The 17,483-nt window shown below is 64.2% G+C and carries 20 protein-coding genes and 1 pseudogene; 12 read left to right on the plus strand and 9 right to left on the minus strand.

Annotated features, from left to right (window positions below; translation table 11 throughout):
* Window positions 1-53: 53 nt before the first annotated feature.
* Both BIO17B3_RS07900 and BIO17B3_RS07905 read left to right on the plus strand, forming a co-directional pair.
* Window positions 54-845, plus strand: a complete 792-nt coding sequence (locus BIO17B3_RS07900; protein WP_156053688.1) for a gamma-glutamyl-gamma-aminobutyrate hydrolase family protein — start codon at window positions 54-56, stop codon at window positions 843-845.
* Between the two features lie 35 nt (window positions 846-880).
* Window positions 881-1,324, plus strand: a complete 444-nt coding sequence (locus BIO17B3_RS07905; RefSeq protein ID WP_156053689.1) for an isoprenylcysteine carboxylmethyltransferase family protein — start codon at window positions 881-883, stop codon at window positions 1,322-1,324.
* On the opposite strand, the gene BIO17B3_RS07910 is transcribed toward BIO17B3_RS07905, so the two are convergent.
* The gene (locus BIO17B3_RS07910) at window positions 1,256-2,017 is read right to left on the minus strand and encodes a hypothetical protein (RefSeq protein WP_232054220.1); all 762 of its coding nucleotides are present in this window, start codon (window positions 2,015-2,017) and stop codon (window positions 1,256-1,258) included. The two genes, BIO17B3_RS07905 and BIO17B3_RS07910, sit on opposite strands and share 69 nt — an antisense overlap.
* Before the next feature lie 108 nt (window positions 2,018-2,125).
* On the opposite strand from BIO17B3_RS07910, the gene BIO17B3_RS07915 reads away from it, so the two are divergent.
* Window positions 2,126-2,599 (plus strand): hypothetical protein, encoded by a 474-nt coding sequence (locus BIO17B3_RS07915; RefSeq protein ID WP_156053690.1) that lies wholly within the window; start codon window positions 2,126-2,128, stop codon window positions 2,597-2,599.
* A gap of 30 nt (window positions 2,600-2,629) precedes the next feature.
* On the opposite strand, the gene gstA is transcribed toward BIO17B3_RS07915, so the two are convergent.
* From gstA to BIO17B3_RS07940, 5 genes are all read right to left on the minus strand, one after another.
* Window positions 2,630-3,244 (minus strand): glutathione transferase GstA, encoded by a 615-nt coding sequence (gstA, locus tag BIO17B3_RS07920; protein ID WP_156053691.1) that lies wholly within the window; start codon window positions 3,242-3,244, stop codon window positions 2,630-2,632.
* Between the two features lie 97 nt (window positions 3,245-3,341).
* A complete protein-coding gene (locus tag BIO17B3_RS07925; protein WP_156053692.1) occupies window positions 3,342-4,073 on the minus strand; it encodes a HugZ family protein in 732 nt (243 codons plus the stop codon).
* A 90-nt stretch (window positions 4,074-4,163) separates the two neighbouring features.
* On the minus strand, window positions 4,164-5,513 hold the full coding sequence (locus tag BIO17B3_RS07930) for an MFS transporter (protein ID WP_156053693.1): 1,350 nt from the start codon (window positions 5,511-5,513) through the stop codon (window positions 4,164-4,166).
* Window positions 5,514-5,583: 70 nt separating this feature from the next.
* On the minus strand, window positions 5,584-5,985 hold the full coding sequence (locus BIO17B3_RS07935; protein WP_156053694.1) for an ATPase with chaperone activity: 402 nt from the start codon (window positions 5,983-5,985) through the stop codon (window positions 5,584-5,586).
* Window positions 5,985-6,965 carry an aldo/keto reductase gene (locus BIO17B3_RS07940; RefSeq protein ID WP_156053695.1) on the minus strand — a complete coding sequence of 327 codons (981 nt, stop codon included), beginning with the start codon at window positions 6,963-6,965 and terminating at the stop codon, window positions 5,985-5,987. Before BIO17B3_RS07940 ends, BIO17B3_RS07935 begins: the two co-directional genes overlap by 1 nt.
* A 201-nt stretch (window positions 6,966-7,166) precedes the next feature.
* Between BIO17B3_RS07940 and BIO17B3_RS07945 the strand changes: the two genes are divergently transcribed.
* From BIO17B3_RS07945 to BIO17B3_RS07985, 9 genes are all read left to right on the plus strand, one after another.
* A complete protein-coding gene (locus BIO17B3_RS07945) occupies window positions 7,167-7,394 on the plus strand; it encodes a hypothetical protein (RefSeq protein ID WP_232054221.1) in 228 nt (75 codons plus the stop codon).
* A gap of 219 nt (window positions 7,395-7,613) precedes the next feature.
* A complete protein-coding gene (locus BIO17B3_RS07950; RefSeq protein ID WP_232054222.1) occupies window positions 7,614-7,850 on the plus strand; it encodes an addiction module antitoxin in 237 nt (78 codons plus the stop codon).
* Window positions 7,851-7,854: 4 nt separating this feature from the next.
* Window positions 7,855-8,169 carry a type II toxin-antitoxin system RelE/ParE family toxin gene (locus BIO17B3_RS07955; RefSeq protein WP_156053697.1) on the plus strand — a complete coding sequence of 105 codons (315 nt, stop codon included), beginning with the start codon at window positions 7,855-7,857 and terminating at the stop codon, window positions 8,167-8,169.
* A 400-nt stretch (window positions 8,170-8,569) separates the two neighbouring features.
* Window positions 8,570-10,363, plus strand: coding sequence for an N-acetylglutaminylglutamine amidotransferase (locus BIO17B3_RS07960; RefSeq protein WP_156053698.1), 1,794 nt, complete (start codon window positions 8,570-8,572; stop codon window positions 10,361-10,363).
* A 7-nt stretch (window positions 10,364-10,370) separates the two neighbouring features.
* The gene (locus BIO17B3_RS07965; protein ID WP_156053699.1) at window positions 10,371-11,681 is read left to right on the plus strand and encodes a hypothetical protein; all 1,311 of its coding nucleotides are present in this window, start codon (window positions 10,371-10,373) and stop codon (window positions 11,679-11,681) included.
* Window positions 11,682-11,869: 188 nt separating this feature from the next.
* Window positions 11,870-12,289 (plus strand): permease, encoded by a 420-nt coding sequence (locus tag BIO17B3_RS07970; RefSeq protein ID WP_232054223.1) that lies wholly within the window; start codon window positions 11,870-11,872, stop codon window positions 12,287-12,289.
* Window positions 12,271-12,420 (plus strand): hypothetical protein, encoded by a 150-nt coding sequence (locus BIO17B3_RS07975; protein WP_156053700.1) that lies wholly within the window; start codon window positions 12,271-12,273, stop codon window positions 12,418-12,420. Before BIO17B3_RS07970 ends, BIO17B3_RS07975 begins: the two co-directional genes overlap by 19 nt.
* Before the next feature lie 87 nt (window positions 12,421-12,507).
* Window positions 12,508-13,200 carry a VIT family protein gene (locus tag BIO17B3_RS07980; RefSeq protein WP_013107369.1) on the plus strand — a complete coding sequence of 231 codons (693 nt, stop codon included), beginning with the start codon at window positions 12,508-12,510 and terminating at the stop codon, window positions 13,198-13,200.
* A 286-nt stretch (window positions 13,201-13,486) separates the two neighbouring features.
* Window positions 13,487-14,479, plus strand: a complete 993-nt coding sequence (locus BIO17B3_RS07985; RefSeq protein WP_231480411.1) for a site-specific integrase — start codon at window positions 13,487-13,489, stop codon at window positions 14,477-14,479.
* 434 nt (window positions 14,480-14,913) lie between these two features.
* Here the strand turns inward: BIO17B3_RS07985 and BIO17B3_RS07990 are convergent.
* From BIO17B3_RS07990 to cybH, 3 genes and pseudogenes are all read right to left on the minus strand, one after another.
* Window positions 14,914-15,333 (minus strand): annotated as a pseudogene (locus BIO17B3_RS07990) (IS1380 family transposase); the annotation flags it as partial.
* A 105-nt stretch (window positions 15,334-15,438) separates the two neighbouring features.
* On the minus strand, window positions 15,439-16,644 hold the full coding sequence (locus BIO17B3_RS07995) for a HoxN/HupN/NixA family nickel/cobalt transporter (protein ID WP_081857737.1): 1,206 nt from the start codon (window positions 16,642-16,644) through the stop codon (window positions 15,439-15,441).
* A 70-nt stretch (window positions 16,645-16,714) separates the two neighbouring features.
* Entirely contained in the window at window positions 16,715-17,434 is a 720-nt protein-coding gene (gene cybH / locus BIO17B3_RS08000; RefSeq protein ID WP_031403923.1) for a Ni/Fe-hydrogenase, b-type cytochrome subunit, read from the minus strand.
* Window positions 17,435-17,483: the final 49 nt, after the last annotated feature.

Below are 17,483 nucleotides of genomic sequence, written 5' to 3' on the forward strand. Positions count from 1 at the left end.
GGTCACTCCGGTCGTCATAAGATGAATCCATCCTTGCCACAGCGAGCACTCTCATGGCGACCAAACCTCTGAAAATCGGCATTTCGGCACGCATCGACCATCCCCAGCCCGGGCAGGCCGGGCTGCGCAGCAAAACGCTGCAGTATCTGGAGCAGTCGGTCGCGCACTGGGCCATGTCGCGCGATGTGCTGGTGTTCATGGTGCCCACGGTGGCGACGGGCGGCGGCATTGTGCGCAGCAATATCCGACTGAGCGACTACGCCGACGCGCTCGACGGCCTGATTCTCCAGGGCGGCTCGGACATGAGCCCGCACAGCTACGGCGAGGAACCGCTCAAGCCCGAGTGGGCGGGCGACCCGGTGCGCGATGGCTATGAGATGGAACTGCTGCATGAGTTCATCGAAGTGCGCAAGCCCGTGCTCGGCATCTGCCGCGGCGCGCAGCTCATCAATGTCGCCATGGGCGGCACGCTCTACCAAGATCTGCCCACGCAACTCACCCACAGCCACACCCAGCATCTCAGCGACGCCTACGACCGCCATTTCCACCCGGTGCGTTTCACCGAAGGCGGCCTGCTGGCCCGCCTCTACCCCGAAGTCGACCCCGCCACGCTCAACATCGTGTCGGTGCATCACCAGGCGGTACGCTCGCTCGGTCGCGACCTGGTGGTGGACGCCATCAGCCCCGAAGACGGCCTGCCCGAAGCCATACGCGGCACCGGCCGCAACTTTCTGCTGGGCCTGCAGTGGCACCCGGAATTCCACCACCCGTCCAACCCCGAGCTGCTCGACTGCACCCCCATCCTCGACGAGTTCCTGCGCAACGTGCGCAAGCGCCGCTGGTAATGCGCAGCGCCTGACAAGCCTGAAAGACACTCACCATGCAGACGCACACCCTCGCCCGGCTCTGGGTGACTGCCCAGTTCGGGCTGCTCGCCCTGATGTTCGGCTGGCCCGCGCCGCATTGGCGCCTGAGCTGGCCCGCGCTCGCGCTGCTTGCAGCCGGCGCGGTGCTGGTGCTCTGGGTGTTCTGGCACAACCGACCGGGCAATTTCAACATCGTGCCCGAACCGCGCCAGGGCGCGCATCTGGTGACCACCGGGCCTTACCGCTGGATGCGCCACCCCATGTACGTCGCGCTGATTCTGTTCATGGCTGGCGTCGCCACAGCGGCGCACAGCCCGGAGCAGTGGGCGCTGTGGATCGCGCTGGGCGTGGTGCTGAATTTCAAGGCGGCGATGGAAGAGCGCCTGCTCTCAGGCGTCTGGCCCGATTACGCCGGTTATGCGCGCGTCACCCGGCGTTTCATTCCTGGCCTCTGGTAAGGCCGCAGCCAGCAGAAACGGAAACGCCAGTCCGCCGCATACCGCCTGCAGCAACATCGCGCCCAGCGCGCTCCAGCCCGGCAGAAAGCTCCAGCTCGGGCTGAACGCCACCGCCGCCAACGGCAGCAACAGCGCGGCCACACAAAGTTGATAGAAGCGCCAGCGCATCAGGTCTTGTCGCTGCATCTGGGCGCAGCGCACCTGATGAAGCCCGAGCACAAAAGCCAGCGCGGCGGCCAGGGTCAACAGCCCCACCCCGCCTTGCCCCGTCGCCCAGGCCCAGACGGCGAGCAGCGCCACGCCTGCCGCGAAGCCCAGCCGCGATCGCCAGCGCCCTTGCGCCGCAGCCCGCATCAGCACCGCCATCAGCCCGAACAAGAGCGCCACGCGCCACAGCGCGGAGCGGTCTACGGCGAGATACAGGCAGGCCCATTGCACAGTAAACAGCGCTCCGCCCCAGAGCGCGGGCAGCAGCGACGCGCCCTGCGCGAACAGCGCAATGCCACGCCAGCGCGTCCACAGCCAGAGCAACAGCATGGCCCAAGCCACCGCAATAGCCGCCTGAAACAAGGCCGCCACCTGCCCGGCCGCGTGTTGCACGCTGCCGTACTGCAGCAACCAGCACAGCAAGGCGGCACTCAGCATCCCCAAAGATCGGGGTTTGAACGCAATAGGGGCAGAAACAAACGACATGCGTCCATTGTGACTGAACCCAACCGACAAACGGCTTGTGAGACACGTCAAACCACGCATCACGCAACTCTGCTGCAATGAAGCCACTTTGCTGATCTGCCCCACGCCATGAACTGGAACTCTCTCGCGCAATTCATCCATCTGCTCGCCGTGGTCATCTGGATCGGCGGCATTCTTTTCATGGATGGCCTTCTGGCGCCCGCGCTCAAACGCGCCATCGCGCAGGCCGAGCCGCGTGCTCGGCTGCTTTATGGGCTATTCCGCAATTTTTTCGCCGTGATCTGGGGCGCGGGCGCGTCGCTGGTCATCACCGGCTACGGCATGGTGTTCTTGCGCGGCGGGTTTGGCGTGCTCAGCACCGCGCAATGGGTGATGGTGGTGCTGGGCAGCCTCATGGTGCTGCTCGCGCTATATATCTTTTTCGTGCCCTTCCTGCGCATGCGCAGCGCCGTTGCGCGCAGCGACTGGGGCGCGGCCTGCGCGCAGGCCGCGCAGATTCGCACGCTGTCTGCGATCAACATCGTGCTTGCCGTGCCCACCATTCTGTCGGGCGTCTGGGCGATTTTCGGCGCACCGTTCTGACGCGGTGCGCCGCGGGCACTGAATCAGCGTTCAGCTCTTTTTCGCCTCGCGCTCGGCAGCCAGGGTGGCGGCCACGCCAGGACGCGCTTCCATGCGCGCCTTGTAGCGCACCAAGGCGGGCCAAGGCGACAGATCCACGCCGACAAAACCGGCCCAGGTCAGGATGGTGTAGAGATAGGCATCGGCCACGCTGAAGCCGCTGGGCAGCAGGTAGTCGTGTTGCTCCAAGGTCTGGCCGATCAGGGCGAAGCGCTCGGCCAGCTTGGCCTTCTGCGCGGCGATCAGGTCGGCGCTGCTGGCCGGGTTGAACAGCGGGCTGAACTGCTTGTGCAACTCGGTGGAGATGAAGTTCAGCCATTCCTGCAACTGATAGCGCGCCAGTGTGCCGTTGGCCGGGGCGAGATGCATTTCGGGTTTGCGATCGGCCAGGTATTGCACGATGGCCGGGCCTTCGGTGAGGATGGTGCCATCGTCGAGTTGCAGGGTGGGCACATAGCCCTTGGGGTTGATGGTGCGGAAGTCGCGCCCATCGCTGGTCTGCTTGGTCTTGAGATCGACCTTGACCACGTCATGCGGCAGGCCGAGCTCGTGCAGAACGATGTGCGGTGAGAGCGAGCAGGCGCCGGGGCTGTAGAAAAGCTTCATATCAGAGTCTCCAGGAAGTGTCGCTGTCGCCTTGTTGCCTTGGCGACGGGGACATCATCGTAAGTCGGGGCGCGGTTTTCTGCAGGCGCTGCCCAACTCACGCCGGGGCCGTGGTGCGGGCCTGTTTCGCCAGTTCGACCAGCGCCGCACGGGCGGCCTCGGCGTCGAGCACGGGCTCGGGGAAGTTGACGCGCAGCACATGGCCGTCGGCGCGTACGTCGAAGCCATCGCAGTCGATGCCGACCATCGCCGCGTCCAGTACCTCCACGCCATGCACATGGCGGCAGTATTCGCGCAGGTTGTGCGCATGGTCGGCGTTCATGTGCGCGAGGATGCCCTCCTCGGCAGCGGCCAGCGCGGGCGCGGCGGGCGGGGCGTAACGCTCGGGGCGAATCCAGTGGATCTTGCCGAAGCCGCCGATGAAGCGCACGTCTTCCACCCGCAAACGATAGAAGTGAAAGTCGTGCATGGCGAAATAGCTCTCGGCCTGCGGCAGATAGCGCAGGTAGCGCGCGCCGAAGCCCGCCTTGTCGCTCAGGCGTTCAGCGCGGCCGACCAAAGTGACGCGGCCAGCGGCCTGCATGTCTTCGGCGCAAGGATGCACGATGAGGCTCACCCGAGGATCGGCGTCGATGTTCTTGGTGTGTTCGGCCAGGGTGGAAATGAGAATGACGGGGTGTCCCTCGTGGTCGAGCACATAGGGCGAGACCGAGCCGAAGGGAAAGCCGTCCAGCCGCTTCGACAGCGTGGAAAGCACGCCATTTTGATGATTGCGAACAAACAGACGGGCCTCCTGGCCCAGAGCAAGCGCGCGTTCGGTATCAGCCATGTTGCCGTTCCTCCATGTTTGTTGATGCGATTGCAGCAGCCTAGCCTTAACCTCGGCTGAATGCGCTCTGAAACGGCCTTTGCGACCGCTTCACTCGCCCGGGTTTTGCACGTCGCGGGCTTCGATGATGTCGCGCAGCCAGTAGATCAGCACCACGCCCGGTACGGCTGCGGCGACGGTGAAAAGATAGAAGTTCGGCCAGCCCAGCGCATCGACCAGATAGCCCGTAGCGGGGCCGACATACACCCGCCCCACCGCCGACAGCGCCGACAACAGCGCAAACTGTGTGGCGGAAAAGCGCACGTCGCACAGCGCCGACAGCAGAGCGACAAACGCCGCCGTGCCCATGCCGCCGGTGAAGTTTTCCACGCCGATCGCCAGACCCATGAGCGCCAGACTTTGCGGCGAAATCGCCAGCACCCAGTAGGCCAGATTGGAAGCGCCCTGCAACACGCCGAACAGCAACAGCGCCCGCCACAGCCCCAGCCGCGCCTGCAAGGCCCCGCCCAGCAGCGCGCCGACGATGGTGGCGACCAGCCCCATGCTCTTGTTCATCAGGCCCACATCCGCCGGGCTGAAACCCACGCCGCGAATCAGAAAAGTGGTGGACAAGGCCCCGGCGAAGGCGTCGCCCAGCTTGTAAAACACGATGGCCAGCAGCAAGGCCCAAGCCCCCTTGCGGCTGAAAAATTCTTGCCAAGGCTCGACCACCGCCTCGCGCAGGGTGCGCGGCGGTTTGGCATGCAGCGGCGGGCGCGGCGCCCACAGGGTGACGAGGGTGAGCACGAGCATCAGCCCGGCCATGAGGGCGTAGATGCCGCGCCAGCCGGTCACATCGGTGGCGAGCCACAGCGCCAGACCGCCGGAGACGATCATCGCCAGCCGGTAGCCCAGCACCAGCACGGCGGCCCCGGCGCTGCGCTCGGCGGCGGGCAGCACATCGGTGCGATAGGCGTCGATCACGATGTCTTGCGAGGCCGAGAAAAACGCCACGCCCACGGCCAGCAGCAGCAGCGGCACGGCACGGGCGCTGGCGGCGTCCACGCCGAGCCGCTCGGCCGCATGCACCAGCCCCGGCCAGGCCGCTGCCTGATCGGGGCCGGGCACGCCGACAAAGGCCATCAAACCGAGCATGGCCGCCAGCAGCAGTTGCGCCAGCAGCAGCCAACCGCGCCGCCGCCCCAGCCAACGCCCCCAGAACGGCACGGCATAACGATCCATCGCTGGCGACCAAAGGAACTTGAACACATAGGCCTGCCCGACCAGGGTGGCAAAGCCGATGGCCTTCAGGCTCAGCCCTTCGACCGTGAGCCAGGCCTGCAACGTGCCCGCCGTCAGCGCCAGCGGCAGCCCTGAAGAAAACCCAAGCAGCAAGACCGCGGCGATGCGGCGGTTGCCGAAAACCGCCCAGGCCGAAACGGCGGGCGGCGTGTCGTTCATGGAATCTGCGGGGGCGGACATCGAGGGATGAAAGCATTAGGCCAGGGCGCAGGATACCCAAGCCCGACGTTCAACCTTCTCCCATCTCTCCCGGCAGGGGCCAACCCAACAACTCGGCCAGACGATTGACCACCCATTGCGCCTCCGCAGCGTTCACGCCGGAGTCGGGCGTGCACAGGCCGCGCCACACCCGCGACAGCACGTCGTCGTCGGTGACGTGCAGGCTGGACTTGATCTCCGCGGCGTGCTCGGTCAGCATCGTGGCGAGGTCTTCGCAGAACTCGTAGCGCGCGGTGATGACCTCGCGCGGCGCGCTGGGGCGGCTGCGGCGCGGCGCCAGATAAAGCGCGATGAACGAGGGCGGAACGACGAGCTGCGAGTCGTTCAGGCTGAAACCGCCCCCAGACTCGCTGCGCTCGTTCCCCCCCGAGGGGAGGTCAGTTCCTTCGGAACGGCCGTGCGGAACTGACATCACTCGAACCCGACGACCGGATGCGGCTGATACGGCGCCTCCAACGCCGCCCGCTCCTCGGCACTGAGCGAGACCGACAGGGCGGCCACGGCGTCGAGCAGATGCTGCGGCTTGGACGCGCCGATGATGGGCGCGGTCACGCCCGGCGTGCCCAGCAGCCAGGCCAGCGCCAGTTGCGCGCGCGGCACGCCCCGTTGCTCGGCCAGCTTGCCCAATGCCTCGACGATGTCGCGGTCGTTGTCCTGCGTGCGCGCGAACAGTTTGGCGCCGAACGCGTCGCTGGCGATGCGCGGCGTGTGTTCCCCCCAGGGCCGCGCCAGACGACCGCGCGCCAGCGGGCTCCAAGGCAGCACCGCCACGCCTTGATCGCGGCACAGCGGCAGCATCTCGCGCTCTTCCTCGCGGTAGAGCAGACTGAGTTCGGGCTGCATGCTGACAAAGCGCGTCCAGCCATGTTGCCGCGCCACCTGCTGGGCTTTGGCGAACTGCCAGGCGAACATGCTAGACGCGCCGATATAGCGCGCCTTGCCCGCCTTGACCACGTCGTGCAGCGCCTCCATGGTTTCTTCGATGGGGGTGTGCGGATCCCAGCGGTGGATCTGGTAGAGATCGACATAGTCCATGCGCAGTCGTTTCAGGCTGGCATCGATCTCGAACAGAATCGCCTTGCGCGACAGGCCACCGATATTGGGCGCCTGCCTCGACGGAAAGCGCACCTTGGTCGCCACCACGATCTCCTCGCGGCGGGTGAACTCGGGCAGCACGCGGCCGAGAATCTCCTCGGAGGTGCCGTCGGAATAGGAATTGGCCGTATCGAAAAAATTGATGCCCAGTTCCACCGCCTGCCGAATCAACGGACGGCTGGCGGCTTCATCGAGCGTCCAGGGGTGGTTGCCGCGCTCGGGCACGCCATAAGTCATGCAGCCCAGACAAATGCGCGAGACTTCAAGGCCGGTATGGCCCAGTCGGGTGGTTTTCATAGGGGATTCTTTCAAGGTGTGCGGGCTTTTACGTCTATAGCCACTCGGTATTTTGCGGCGCCTGCAAAACCCCCGCACAACGCGCGCAGCAAGGGGCCGTCTGCGGCCAGCGGCTGCCGCTCGGGGTCAGCTCGATTATTTGGGCCAATTACTTGGGCTGAGTTGTGTTGCGGTTTGGAGGTGCATAACAGCCCGCCCGAGTTGACCGCGCTGTCTAACAGCTTGGTCATCAATGATTTCGACGTGCAAGCGGCGGCTTTTTTTGGAAATCTCTCCCGGCAGTTTCCAGCCAGAAAAAACAGCCTCAACCGGATGATCGCTGCTCATGCCATCTCCTTGGGGATCACGTTAGTGACCAACAACGTCGCCGATTTTGCGCTTTACGCCGATGCCGGGCTGGTCGTCGAGAACTGGACGACTTCCGCCTGACGCAGAAGACTTGTGTTGTCGTTCCACTGCAGGGCACCGAACCTCGGCTGGGTCTGCTGTTGCTTTCTTCGGCGGATCGTTGATAACCAGACGCTTCCAACCGACCGGCGCAGGGCCAGGAGTGGCTTGCGGCATTCTTGCCGCCGTATTCATATTCATTTATATTGAATACGCTAAAGATGACAGGAGCCAAGCATGTCCCGAACAACGACCACGACCATGACGGTGCGTCTCAGCGGGCCACTCAGTGAATTCGTCGCCACCAATGTGGGCGAGCAAGGTGATTACGAGAACATCAGCGAATACATGCGCGACCTGATCCGCCGTGACAAAGCGCGAAAAGAGCAGGAGGCTTTTGACCGGCTGAAGGCCGAGCTGGCCCATGCCTTCGCCGCCCCGGAGAACTCTTACCGCCCCCTATCTGCCGCCGAGGTGATCGCGCGCAACCGGGGCTGACGGCGTGGCCCAAATACGGCTTCAGGAAGCGGCGTCCTGGAGGCTCGACGAGATCTACCGCTACACGCGCGATCGCTGGGGTACGGAACAAGCCGACCGCTACATCAACGGGCTGTTCGAGGCTTTCGACGGCATCGATTCCCACCAGACCCATTCCAAGCCTATTCCCGCCGACTTTGGCATTGAAGGTTATTTTTTCCGCTACGAACGGCATTTTGTCTATTGGCGCCGCCTCTCGAATGGGGACATTGGCATCGTGACCCTCCTGCATGAGCGGATGCACCAGATCGACCGGTTCCGGGACGATTTCGGCTTGTAGGCTTGTAGTTGGACTGGGCGACAGAAATCAGCATCACCACAATGCGCCGAAATTCAAACGAGATGCACGCAGCGTCAAGTTTGAATTTCGACACATTCCGACTGGCTCAGAGCAAACCCGGCGCATCGCTCAAATCGACCTCGACGCCTACACATGACAACCTCCGGGAGTTGAATGGGTCTTGGGGAATGCGCGTGTATGGCGTGAGCTGCTCCTGACCCGCTATAAATTCGATTCGGGATGACGCGCGCGGTCCCACCCTCCGTGCTGCATCGACACGATCGCCTGCGCCTATGATTCGGCCATGGATTTGCAGCCGACACCCGCCGAAACCTGCGTCACGCTGCGCAAGCCGCTTGCCGCGTCCACCAGCCCCAAGACCTCAAGCGCCTGACGCGATATGTGCGGCATCTGCGGTGAATTGCGCTTCGACGGCCAGGCGGCCGATCTTCCCGCCGTCGAGCGCATGCGCGATGCGCTCAAGCCCCGCGGGCCTGACCAAGCTGGTCAGTGGCACGGCGGCCCGGTCGCGTTCGGACATACCCGACTGTCGATCATCGACCTGAGCCAGGCGGGCGACCAGCCCATGCGCGACGCCGACACCGGCTGCGTGCTGGTGTTCAACGGCGTCATCTACAACTACCGCGCGCTGCGCGGCGAACTGGGCAAGCTGGGCCGGCGCTTCGTCTCCAGCGGCGATACCGAGGTCCTCCTCAAGGCCTACGCGCAGTGGGGCGAAGACTGTGTGCGCCGGCTCGACGGCATGTTCGCCTTCGCGCTGTGGGACCCACGCCGCCAAAGCCTGCTGCTGGCACGCGACCGCTTCGGCATGAAGCCGCTCTACCTCGCGCAGGACGGCACGCGCCTGCGCTTCGCATCGAGCCTGCCGGCGCTGCTCGCCGCAGGTGGCGTCGATACTGCGATCGACCCGGTCGCGCTGCATCACCTGTTTTCGCTGCACGCCGTGGTGCCGGCGCCTCGTACCATCCTGCGCGGCGTGCGCAAGCTGGAGCCGGCGCACACCCTGCGCGTGCAACCCGATGGCATGCGCTGGCTGGCGCGCTACTGGGAACTGAACGCCACCCGCCCAGACCCGCTGCCCAGCGAACGGGAGTGGATCGACGCCACGCGCGACACGCTGCAGGCCGCGCTCGACAGCCATGTGCACGCGGCCGACGTCCCGGTGGGCGTGCTGCTGTCCGGCGGCCTGGATTCGAGCCTGCTGGTGGGCATGCTCGCGGGCGAGGCGCGCAATCTGCGCACCTATTCAATCGGCTTCGAAAGCCTGGATGCCGACACCGAGAAGGCCGACGAATTCGAGTACTCCGATCTCGTGGCGCAGACCTTCGGCACCCGCCACCACAAACTGTCCATCCCCAACAGCGCGGTGCTCGAGCGCCTGCCGCAGACCATCGCGCGCATGTCCGAGCCGATGTTCAGCCACGACGTCGTGGCCTTCGATCTGCTCGCCGAATGGGTGAGCGGCGACGTAAAGGCCGTGCTCGCCGGCCAGGGGGCCGACGAGGTGTTCGCCGGCTATTTCTGGTACCCCCGCATGCAAGTCGAGGCGGGCCTGCCGGTGGAGCGTTTCTCGCAGCATTACGTCGACCGCGATCATGCGGAATGGCTGCGCTTCATCGACCCGGCACACCACGTGCCGGACCTCACGCGCGAGTTTCTGGAGTCCGCATTGCAGCGCCCGCAAGGCGACTCCTTTCTCGACCAGGTGCTGCGGCTGGACGTGACCACCCTGATCGTCGACGACCCGGTCAAACGCGTTGACAACCTGCCGATGGCGCATGCGCTGGAACTGCGCGTACCCTTCCTCGACCGCGCGCTGGTCGAGCTGGCCGCCCGCATGCCACCCGAACTGCGCTTGCAGGCAGGCGGCAAGTTTCCGCTCAAGGCCGTCGCGCGCGGGGTGCTTCCCGATGCCGTGATCGACCGGCCCAAGGGCTACTTTCCCGTTCCCGCGCTCAAGCACGTGCGCGGGCCGTTTCTGGCGCGCATGCGGGAGCTGCTCGAGTCGCGCGCCTGCCGCGAGCGCGGGCTCTACCAGCGCGGCTTCGTCGATGCTCTGCTCGCCGCACCCGAAGCACCTGCACACTTCACCCGCATCCAGGGCAGCAAGCTGTGGCATGCCGCCTTGCTGGAATGGTGGCTGCAGATCCACGTCGACGGCGCTGCACACTGAATCGACCGTGATCGAACGTCTCAACCGCGATTGTTTCTGCATCAGCCTGGACCGAGTCAAGCTGGCCCAGGCGCTGGAGACCGAACTGGGCCAGCCCGGGCTGTACGCCCTGGTGCAGCAGCGCAATCCGCATCTGTTTTCGGCGCAGCCGGTGTTCGTCGGCCACGCACACGCGCAGCGCATGCGCGACGTGGTGCTGGCCGTCGAGCACGTCGCCGCGCTGCCGGCCTTCCAGCGCGCCGTGCTCGCCCGTGCGCCGGAGTCCGCCAGCCACGATCCGGGCAATCCGGGGATGTTCCTCGGCTTCGACTTTCATCTCGAAGCAGGAAAGCTCGGCCTCATCGAAATCAACACCAACCCAGGTGGCGCACTGCTGTCGGCGGTGCAGGCGCGCGCGCAGCGCGCCTGCTGCGAGGACATGCGGGACATGGTGCCGAGCAGCGAGGCGGTCGATGCGTTCGAGGAGGCAATCGTCGCGATGTTCATACGCGAATGGCAGGCAGCCGGACGACAAGGCAGGCCCGCATGCATCGCCATCGTCGACACCGTGCCAGAGGAGCAATACCTCTACGCCGAGTTCCTGCTCTATCAGCGCCTGTTCGCACGCGCGGGAATCGAAGCCGTCATTGCCGATCCGGGGCAGTTGCGCTGCGACGGCACGCTGCTCAGCGTGAACGGTCGACGCATCGACCTGGTCTATAACCGACTCACCGATTTCGCGCTCGACGCGCCCGAGCATGCGGCCTTGCGCCGCGCCTGGGAGTTCGATGCCGCAGTCGTCACCCCGCACCCGCGCGCCCACGCCCTGTTCGCCGACAAGCGCAACCTCGCGCTGCTGTGTGACGCACCAGCCCTGCGCGAGATGGGCGCCGACGAGACCACCGCGGCCTTGCTCGCGGCGCAGGTGCCGCACACCGAAATCGTCGCCCCGGACAACGCCGAGCGCCTATGGGCGCGACGTCGCGATCTGTTCTTCAAGCCCTGGGCCGGCTTCGGCAGCCGCGCTGCGTATCGCGGTGCCAAGCTCACGCGCGGCGTGTGGCAGACCATCGTGCAAGGCGACTACGTGGCGCAATCCCTGGCCCCACCGGGTGAGCGCCGCATCGGCAATGCCGCGGATTCCCGAAGCCTCAAGTTCGATCTGCGCGCCTATGCCGATCTCGGCCAGGTGCTGTGGCTATCGGCGCGGCTTTACCAGGGTCAGACCACCAACTTCCGCACGCCCGGCGGCGGGTTCGCCCCGATGTTCGAGGAAGCAGCCGCAGGCAGTCCGAACCAAGACAAGGCGACAGGAATACCCCCCGGGGCGACTCGCTGATCGCCTGCGCCGGACGTCGCAACTACCGGCACGCTTGGGTCCTGCCACATGCTGTATATGGCCGTCTGGTTTTTGCTCTACGGCCAACTCGAATCTGCCACCGGTGCCTTCATGCACTGGCTCACGGGGGCCACGGGCCTGCGTCAACCGGTCATCTCTACGGCGCGGTCGGCTTTTTCGCCTTCGAAGTGCCCAAGGTGCTGATGCTGCTGGCGCTCATCGTGTTCGCCGCCAGTGTGATCCAGACCTTTTTCACCCCGGGGAAGACCCGCGCCATCCTCGCGGGCAAACGTCAGGGCGTGGGCAATGTGCTGGCAGCCAGCCTGGGCATCGTCACGCCGTTTTGCTCGTGCTCGGCGGTGCCGCTGTTCATCGGTTTTCTCACCGCCGGTGTGCCGCTGGGCGTGACCTTCTCGTTTCTGGTGTCAGCGCCCATGGTCAACGAAGCGGCGCTCGCCCTGCTCTTCGGCATGTTCGGCTGGAAAATCGCCGCGAGCTGGTCGAACCCTGGGTGTTCGACATTCCGTCGGTCAGCAACGCCGCGGCGAGACTCGGCTGGGACGCCCGCTTCGCCCAGGGCTGGCAGCATGTGCGCGACATCGTGCTGAAGGTCGCGCCGTACATCGTCGCCGGTGTCGGCGTGAGTGCGTGGAGCGTGTCGGGTGCGCCCGTGGGCGACAATGACGACATCAGCGCCCTGGCAGGGTTGGCTGCGGTGGAGTGCGATCCGGCGTGCTGAATCCGTCGATCCACTTGATTCGTCCCTGACCTGGCCCCCAGCAGTCGCGCTGATCCTATTCTTCCAGCCCTCATTCCCGCCATCGCCATGTCCAGACTCCATGTGGAAAGCCACCGCACCCAGCACATCGGCTGGCTGCGCGCCGCAGTGCTCGGCGCCAATGACGGCATCGTTTCCACCGCCAGCCTGATCGTCGGCGTCGCCGCATCCAGTGCGACCCATGGCGGGGTGATCGTGGCGGGCGTGGCCGCGCTGGTCGCAGGGGCGATGTCGATGGCAGCAGGGGAATATGTCTCGGTGAGTTCTCAGTCCGACACCGAGCAGGCCGACATCGCGCGCGAGCGCCAGGAACTGGCCAGCGACGGCGCGCGCGAACACGCGGAACTGGCGAACATCTACGTTGAGCGCGGCCTGGACCCCGACCTCGCACAAAAAGTGGCGGCACAACTCATGGCCAAGGATGCATTGGCTGCGCACACGCGTGATGAACTCGGCATTTCCGAAGTCGCCAGCGCCAATCCCTTGCAGGCGGCGTTCACCTCGGCGCTGTCATTCACCGTGGGGGCGGCGTTGCCCCTGCTAACCGCAGTGGTCACGCCAGGCCCGCATCTTTCGTGGTTTGTGAGTGCAACGTCGCTCGTGTTTCTCGCCGTCCTCGGCGGCCTTGCCGCCTACACGGGCGGCGCAAGCGTCATGCGCGGCGTCGCGCGCGTGACCTTCTGGGGCGCCCTGGCGATGGCGATCACCGCCGGTGTGGGCATGGTCTTCGGCGCTTCCTGACGCCTTGCGTGCCGACTTCTGCGCACGCTGCCGGTTCGGCGCCAAACGATCTGGCGTCCTCCGACCTGAGGTATGAACTCAGACGCTCTGTTAGGCGAGGGCTGGTGGGCGGTTTGGAGCGTCTTTGCCCCCGCGCTTCGTAGCCAGAATTGCATTAGGCTTGCAAGCCAATGATTGCAAGGTTTCCAAGTTTTTGACAAGGCTATTTGGGGGAATCCAGGGGGAATGCATGGCGCATATCGAACAACGCAAAAACGGGTGGAGAGCACAAATCCGCAGGCGGGGCATGCCATCGCTCAGTCGGACTTTTGACCTCAAGGCTGACGCCGAAGCATGGGCACGTGAGGTCGAGCGCGAAGCGCAGCGCGGCAACATCGCGGCGCTGAACGATCAGGCGCAGCGTGTGACTGTAGCGGAGCTGTGCCAACGCTACCGGGTATCGGTGCTGCCCACGCTGCGCGATGCGGCCAGGCCAACCCTGCTGCGCAACATCGAGACGCGCTTCGGAGCATTTTTCCTGGGCAACATCCGCAGCATCGATGTTGCAGCATGGCGCGATCATCTGATCGCCGAGGGCTATGCCCCGAAGTCCGCAAAGCATCATCTGGTCGCCCTATCCACTCTCTTCGCATTCGCCGAGCGCGAGCTGTCGATCCCGCTCCCTGCCGGCAACCCAGTGCGCACGGTTCGCAAGCCCGCCGAGCCAAAGGCACGGGATCGGCGCTTGCGGCCAGGTGAACTCGATTACTTGCTCAAGGGCGCAGATCAAGGGCGGGCGCTTGGCCTTCGCCAAGTCATCGTGCTGGCAGTAGAGACCAGCATGCGCATGGGCGAATTGCTCGGCTTGGAATGGGAACGGATCGATCTGCAGCGGCGCACGGCGCACTTGATGGACACCAAGAATGGCGAGAGCCGCACCGTGGCTCTGTCCAGCGCTGCCGTAGAAGCCCTGCAAAACCTGCCACGCAGGATCGATTGCAAAGTGTTCTCGTGGAAGCCAAACAAGGAAAACGGTAGCTTTGAAAAGCTCTGGCAGCGCTGCAAGGCCCGCGCCCTGGCTGCGTATCAAGCCGACTGCGCCAAGTCTGCCAAGAAGCCCGATCAGGCATTCCTGGCCGAGTTGCACTTCCACGATCTGCGCCACGAAGCCACGTCGCGCTTGTTCGAGAAAGGCCTTGGCGTCATGGAAGTGGCTTCGATGACCGGCCACAAGTCACTCGCCATGCTCAAGCGCTACACCCACATCGAGGCGGAGAAGTTGGCGCAGAAGCTAGGGTAAGCAAGCACTCAAACGACGATCTCAAGCGAGGTACGGGCATCTGAAATGGCGTGTTGGAACTGCATGTTGGTTCTGTCGGTCAATCAGGGTGAGGGCGAGTTGGATGTCAAATCTCGCATCCTGAAGGGCTCCGGCCAGATTTGCCGATGCTGGAACAGGTCGAGTAGACGGCAATCGTAATAGAGTGGGCAGATAACATTCCTGAATCCGTGACCTTGGATAATCCACTGACCTGAGATCTGATCGTGGCGTGCCAATTTTCCCGATTGCCCACAGATTCATGGGTCGATCACCGTGGCGATGATGCTTTTGGGGCCGTGCGCAGACGATGGGCCCCCTTGATCGGTCATTTCGGATGGGTTGCGCGCAGCCATTCTCCCGCCGAGTCCTTGATGTTGGTGTCCAGTGGGGTTGAACAAGCGCGTGCTGCGTCTTCAGCCGCTGGCGGCGAACTGCGCATGCAGATCGCAAAAGGCACGGGCTGCATTGTCGTTGGCGCCCAGTCCCAACCACAGCCGCCCGCCATGGTTGATCACGCGTGCTGCGCGGATGACAATCTCCTGGATCACAGTCTTCAGACGCCGTCGCCTGGCCGCATGGCGCACCGGTGCATGCGGCCCCAGCAGCCCTTGCTGACCCATGAGGCGCAGCACGTTCATCGTCAGGGCCGCAAGCTGGCAGACAAGATCGTTCGTGTCGAACTTCCCCGAGGGCAGTCGCTCCAGATCCATGTCGGTTTTGAATTCCGCATGGAACTGCTCGTGCGTGGCGTGCCCGGCGTACAGGTCGATGATCGCCTCGGCGCTGATGGCCTTGGGCAAGCTTGTCGTCCAGCCCTCCAAGATGATCTCGGGGTGTTGCCGCCGACGGTGAATGAGCCAAATCTCGGCGGACTAACGACGTCTCTCGCTGAGCCGCTTACCGCAAGACGATACCGAAGCTTCATGCGCGTTCCGCAATCATTGGTATGGCTCACCGATTTGTCGGTAGGCTGGCTCAGTCTGCGGCCGGCGCGAACAGTGAAAGTGCTCGTGGCTGGTCCCGTCGTCGTGGGCATGCTCGTGGCGGTGCAGCGTCGGCTCAGCAACCGCCTGGGTCGCTCGACGCTTGTAGCCCAGCGCCCACGCGACCAGCGACGACAGCCACGCGACCAAAAACAGACCGACGATCAGATAGCCCAGATCACCGAGGTTCAGGTTCACGATAGCATCGGCTACCCTGCCCTGCCAGCCGATGGCGGGGATGATCACCTGCAGCAACTCAACGCCACCCAGGACGAGGGCGACCAGCACCGACAGCAAGGTGGTGCTGATGTTGTAGAAGATCCGACGTAGCGGGTTGGCCAGCGCCCAGCCGTAGGCCTTGGTCATCAGAACGCCGTCTGTGGTGTCCATGGCGGACATCCCCGCGGTGAACAGAATGGGTAGCGACAGCACGGCCGGAACCGGTAGGTTGCCCGTGGCAGCGCCTGCGGTCATGGCCAGCAGGCCAATCTCGGACGCCGTATCGAACCCAAGGCCGAACAGGAACCCCACCGGATACATCTGCCAGCTTTGCTTGATGACCCGCTGCAACCGTCCGCCGAACAGCCGGTAGAACAGGCCGCGCTTGGCCAGCAAGGTATTCACATGATGATGGTCGTGCACCCCGCGTCGAGCTCCGTTCCATACCTTGAGCAGATCGAGCAGGATCAACAGGTTAAGCGCCCCGATGATCACCAGAAAGATGCCGGACACGCCCGTACCCAGGATACCGCCAATGTGCTGCATCTCCGGCATATGGGTCTTCACAGCACTCACCATGAACGCGGCGAACACCGTCAGCAGGAAGACCACCGTGGAATGGCCCAGAGAAAAGAAAAAACCGACGCCGAGGGGCTTGCTGCCCTCCTGCACGAGCAGCCGCACGGTGTCGTCGACAGCGGCGATGTGGTCGGCGTCGAAGGCGTGGCGTAGCCCGAAGAGGTAGGCCGTCAGCCCCAGACCGATCATCGCAGGGTAACGCTCGGCGTAATAAAGGTAGAGCCCCCATCCGGCAAGGTGCAGCACGACGATAAAGCCGTAGTAGCCGGCGAGCTGCGCCCACTCATCTCGATCAAACCTCAAGGCGCCCAGCCCGCGCGCACGTGGGCGGGGCGTCAGCACGGCTGTTGCATCGCAGTTCAAGCGATCAATCCCAGAATGTCGGTTAGATGGCAGGACGCGGCCGACATGAGCACCGCCCCGAGGAGTTTACTCAGAACTCGTCACCCTTGACACGGCGGGTGTCCTTGAAGGTCCGCCAGCCGCTGATCATGGAACTGACGATGGACTGGCGCGACATGATGTCCTCGCGAATAGCCACGTAGATGTGCACGAGGATGAACGTGATCAGGTACCACATCGCTAAATGGTGCGCGGTGCGCACAGCCTGGGGCTGTCCGAAGATCGGGGTGATCCATGACGAAAACCAATCGTATTGCCATGAACCTTCCAGCGTTCCCTCGCCGAATAGGGCGAGCCCAGTGAGGATGATGAAGATCGATCCCCACACAAACATGACGTGCATCGCCAGAATGGCGAGCGGGTTGTGACCTGAATACTTGTTCGGCTCGCGGGCGAGAAACAGGTACCACTTAATCTCATGCCAAACACCGCGCCAGTACTCGCCTCGAAAGAAGGGCGGCAGAAAGATTTCGCGGGCATGCAAATTGCCCGCGAAGGCCCAGTAGATGCGAAATAAAAAGCCAATGATGAAGATGTACGCTGCCGTGAAGTGGGCGAAACGGATGTAGCCCATCAGGAAGTGGTCGTAGGCCTGGCCCGGCTGACTGGGCAACGGATGGCCGATAAAAAACCCTGTCACGCACAACGTCGCGATGGCAAAGAACTGGATCCAGTGCCATAATCGGATCGGTGCCTCGTAAACATACACCGCCGGCTCGGCATGGGTTTGATGCGTGGACTGCGCGCTCATGTTTGTCTCCTGATTGGTCAATGGCGCGTGGCCCGGCCAAAGGCGCAGG

Source organism: Thiomonas sp. OC7, assembly GCF_900634595.1.
GTDB classification, from domain to species: Bacteria; Pseudomonadota; Gammaproteobacteria; order Burkholderiales; family Burkholderiaceae_C; genus Thiomonas; species Thiomonas arsenitoxydans.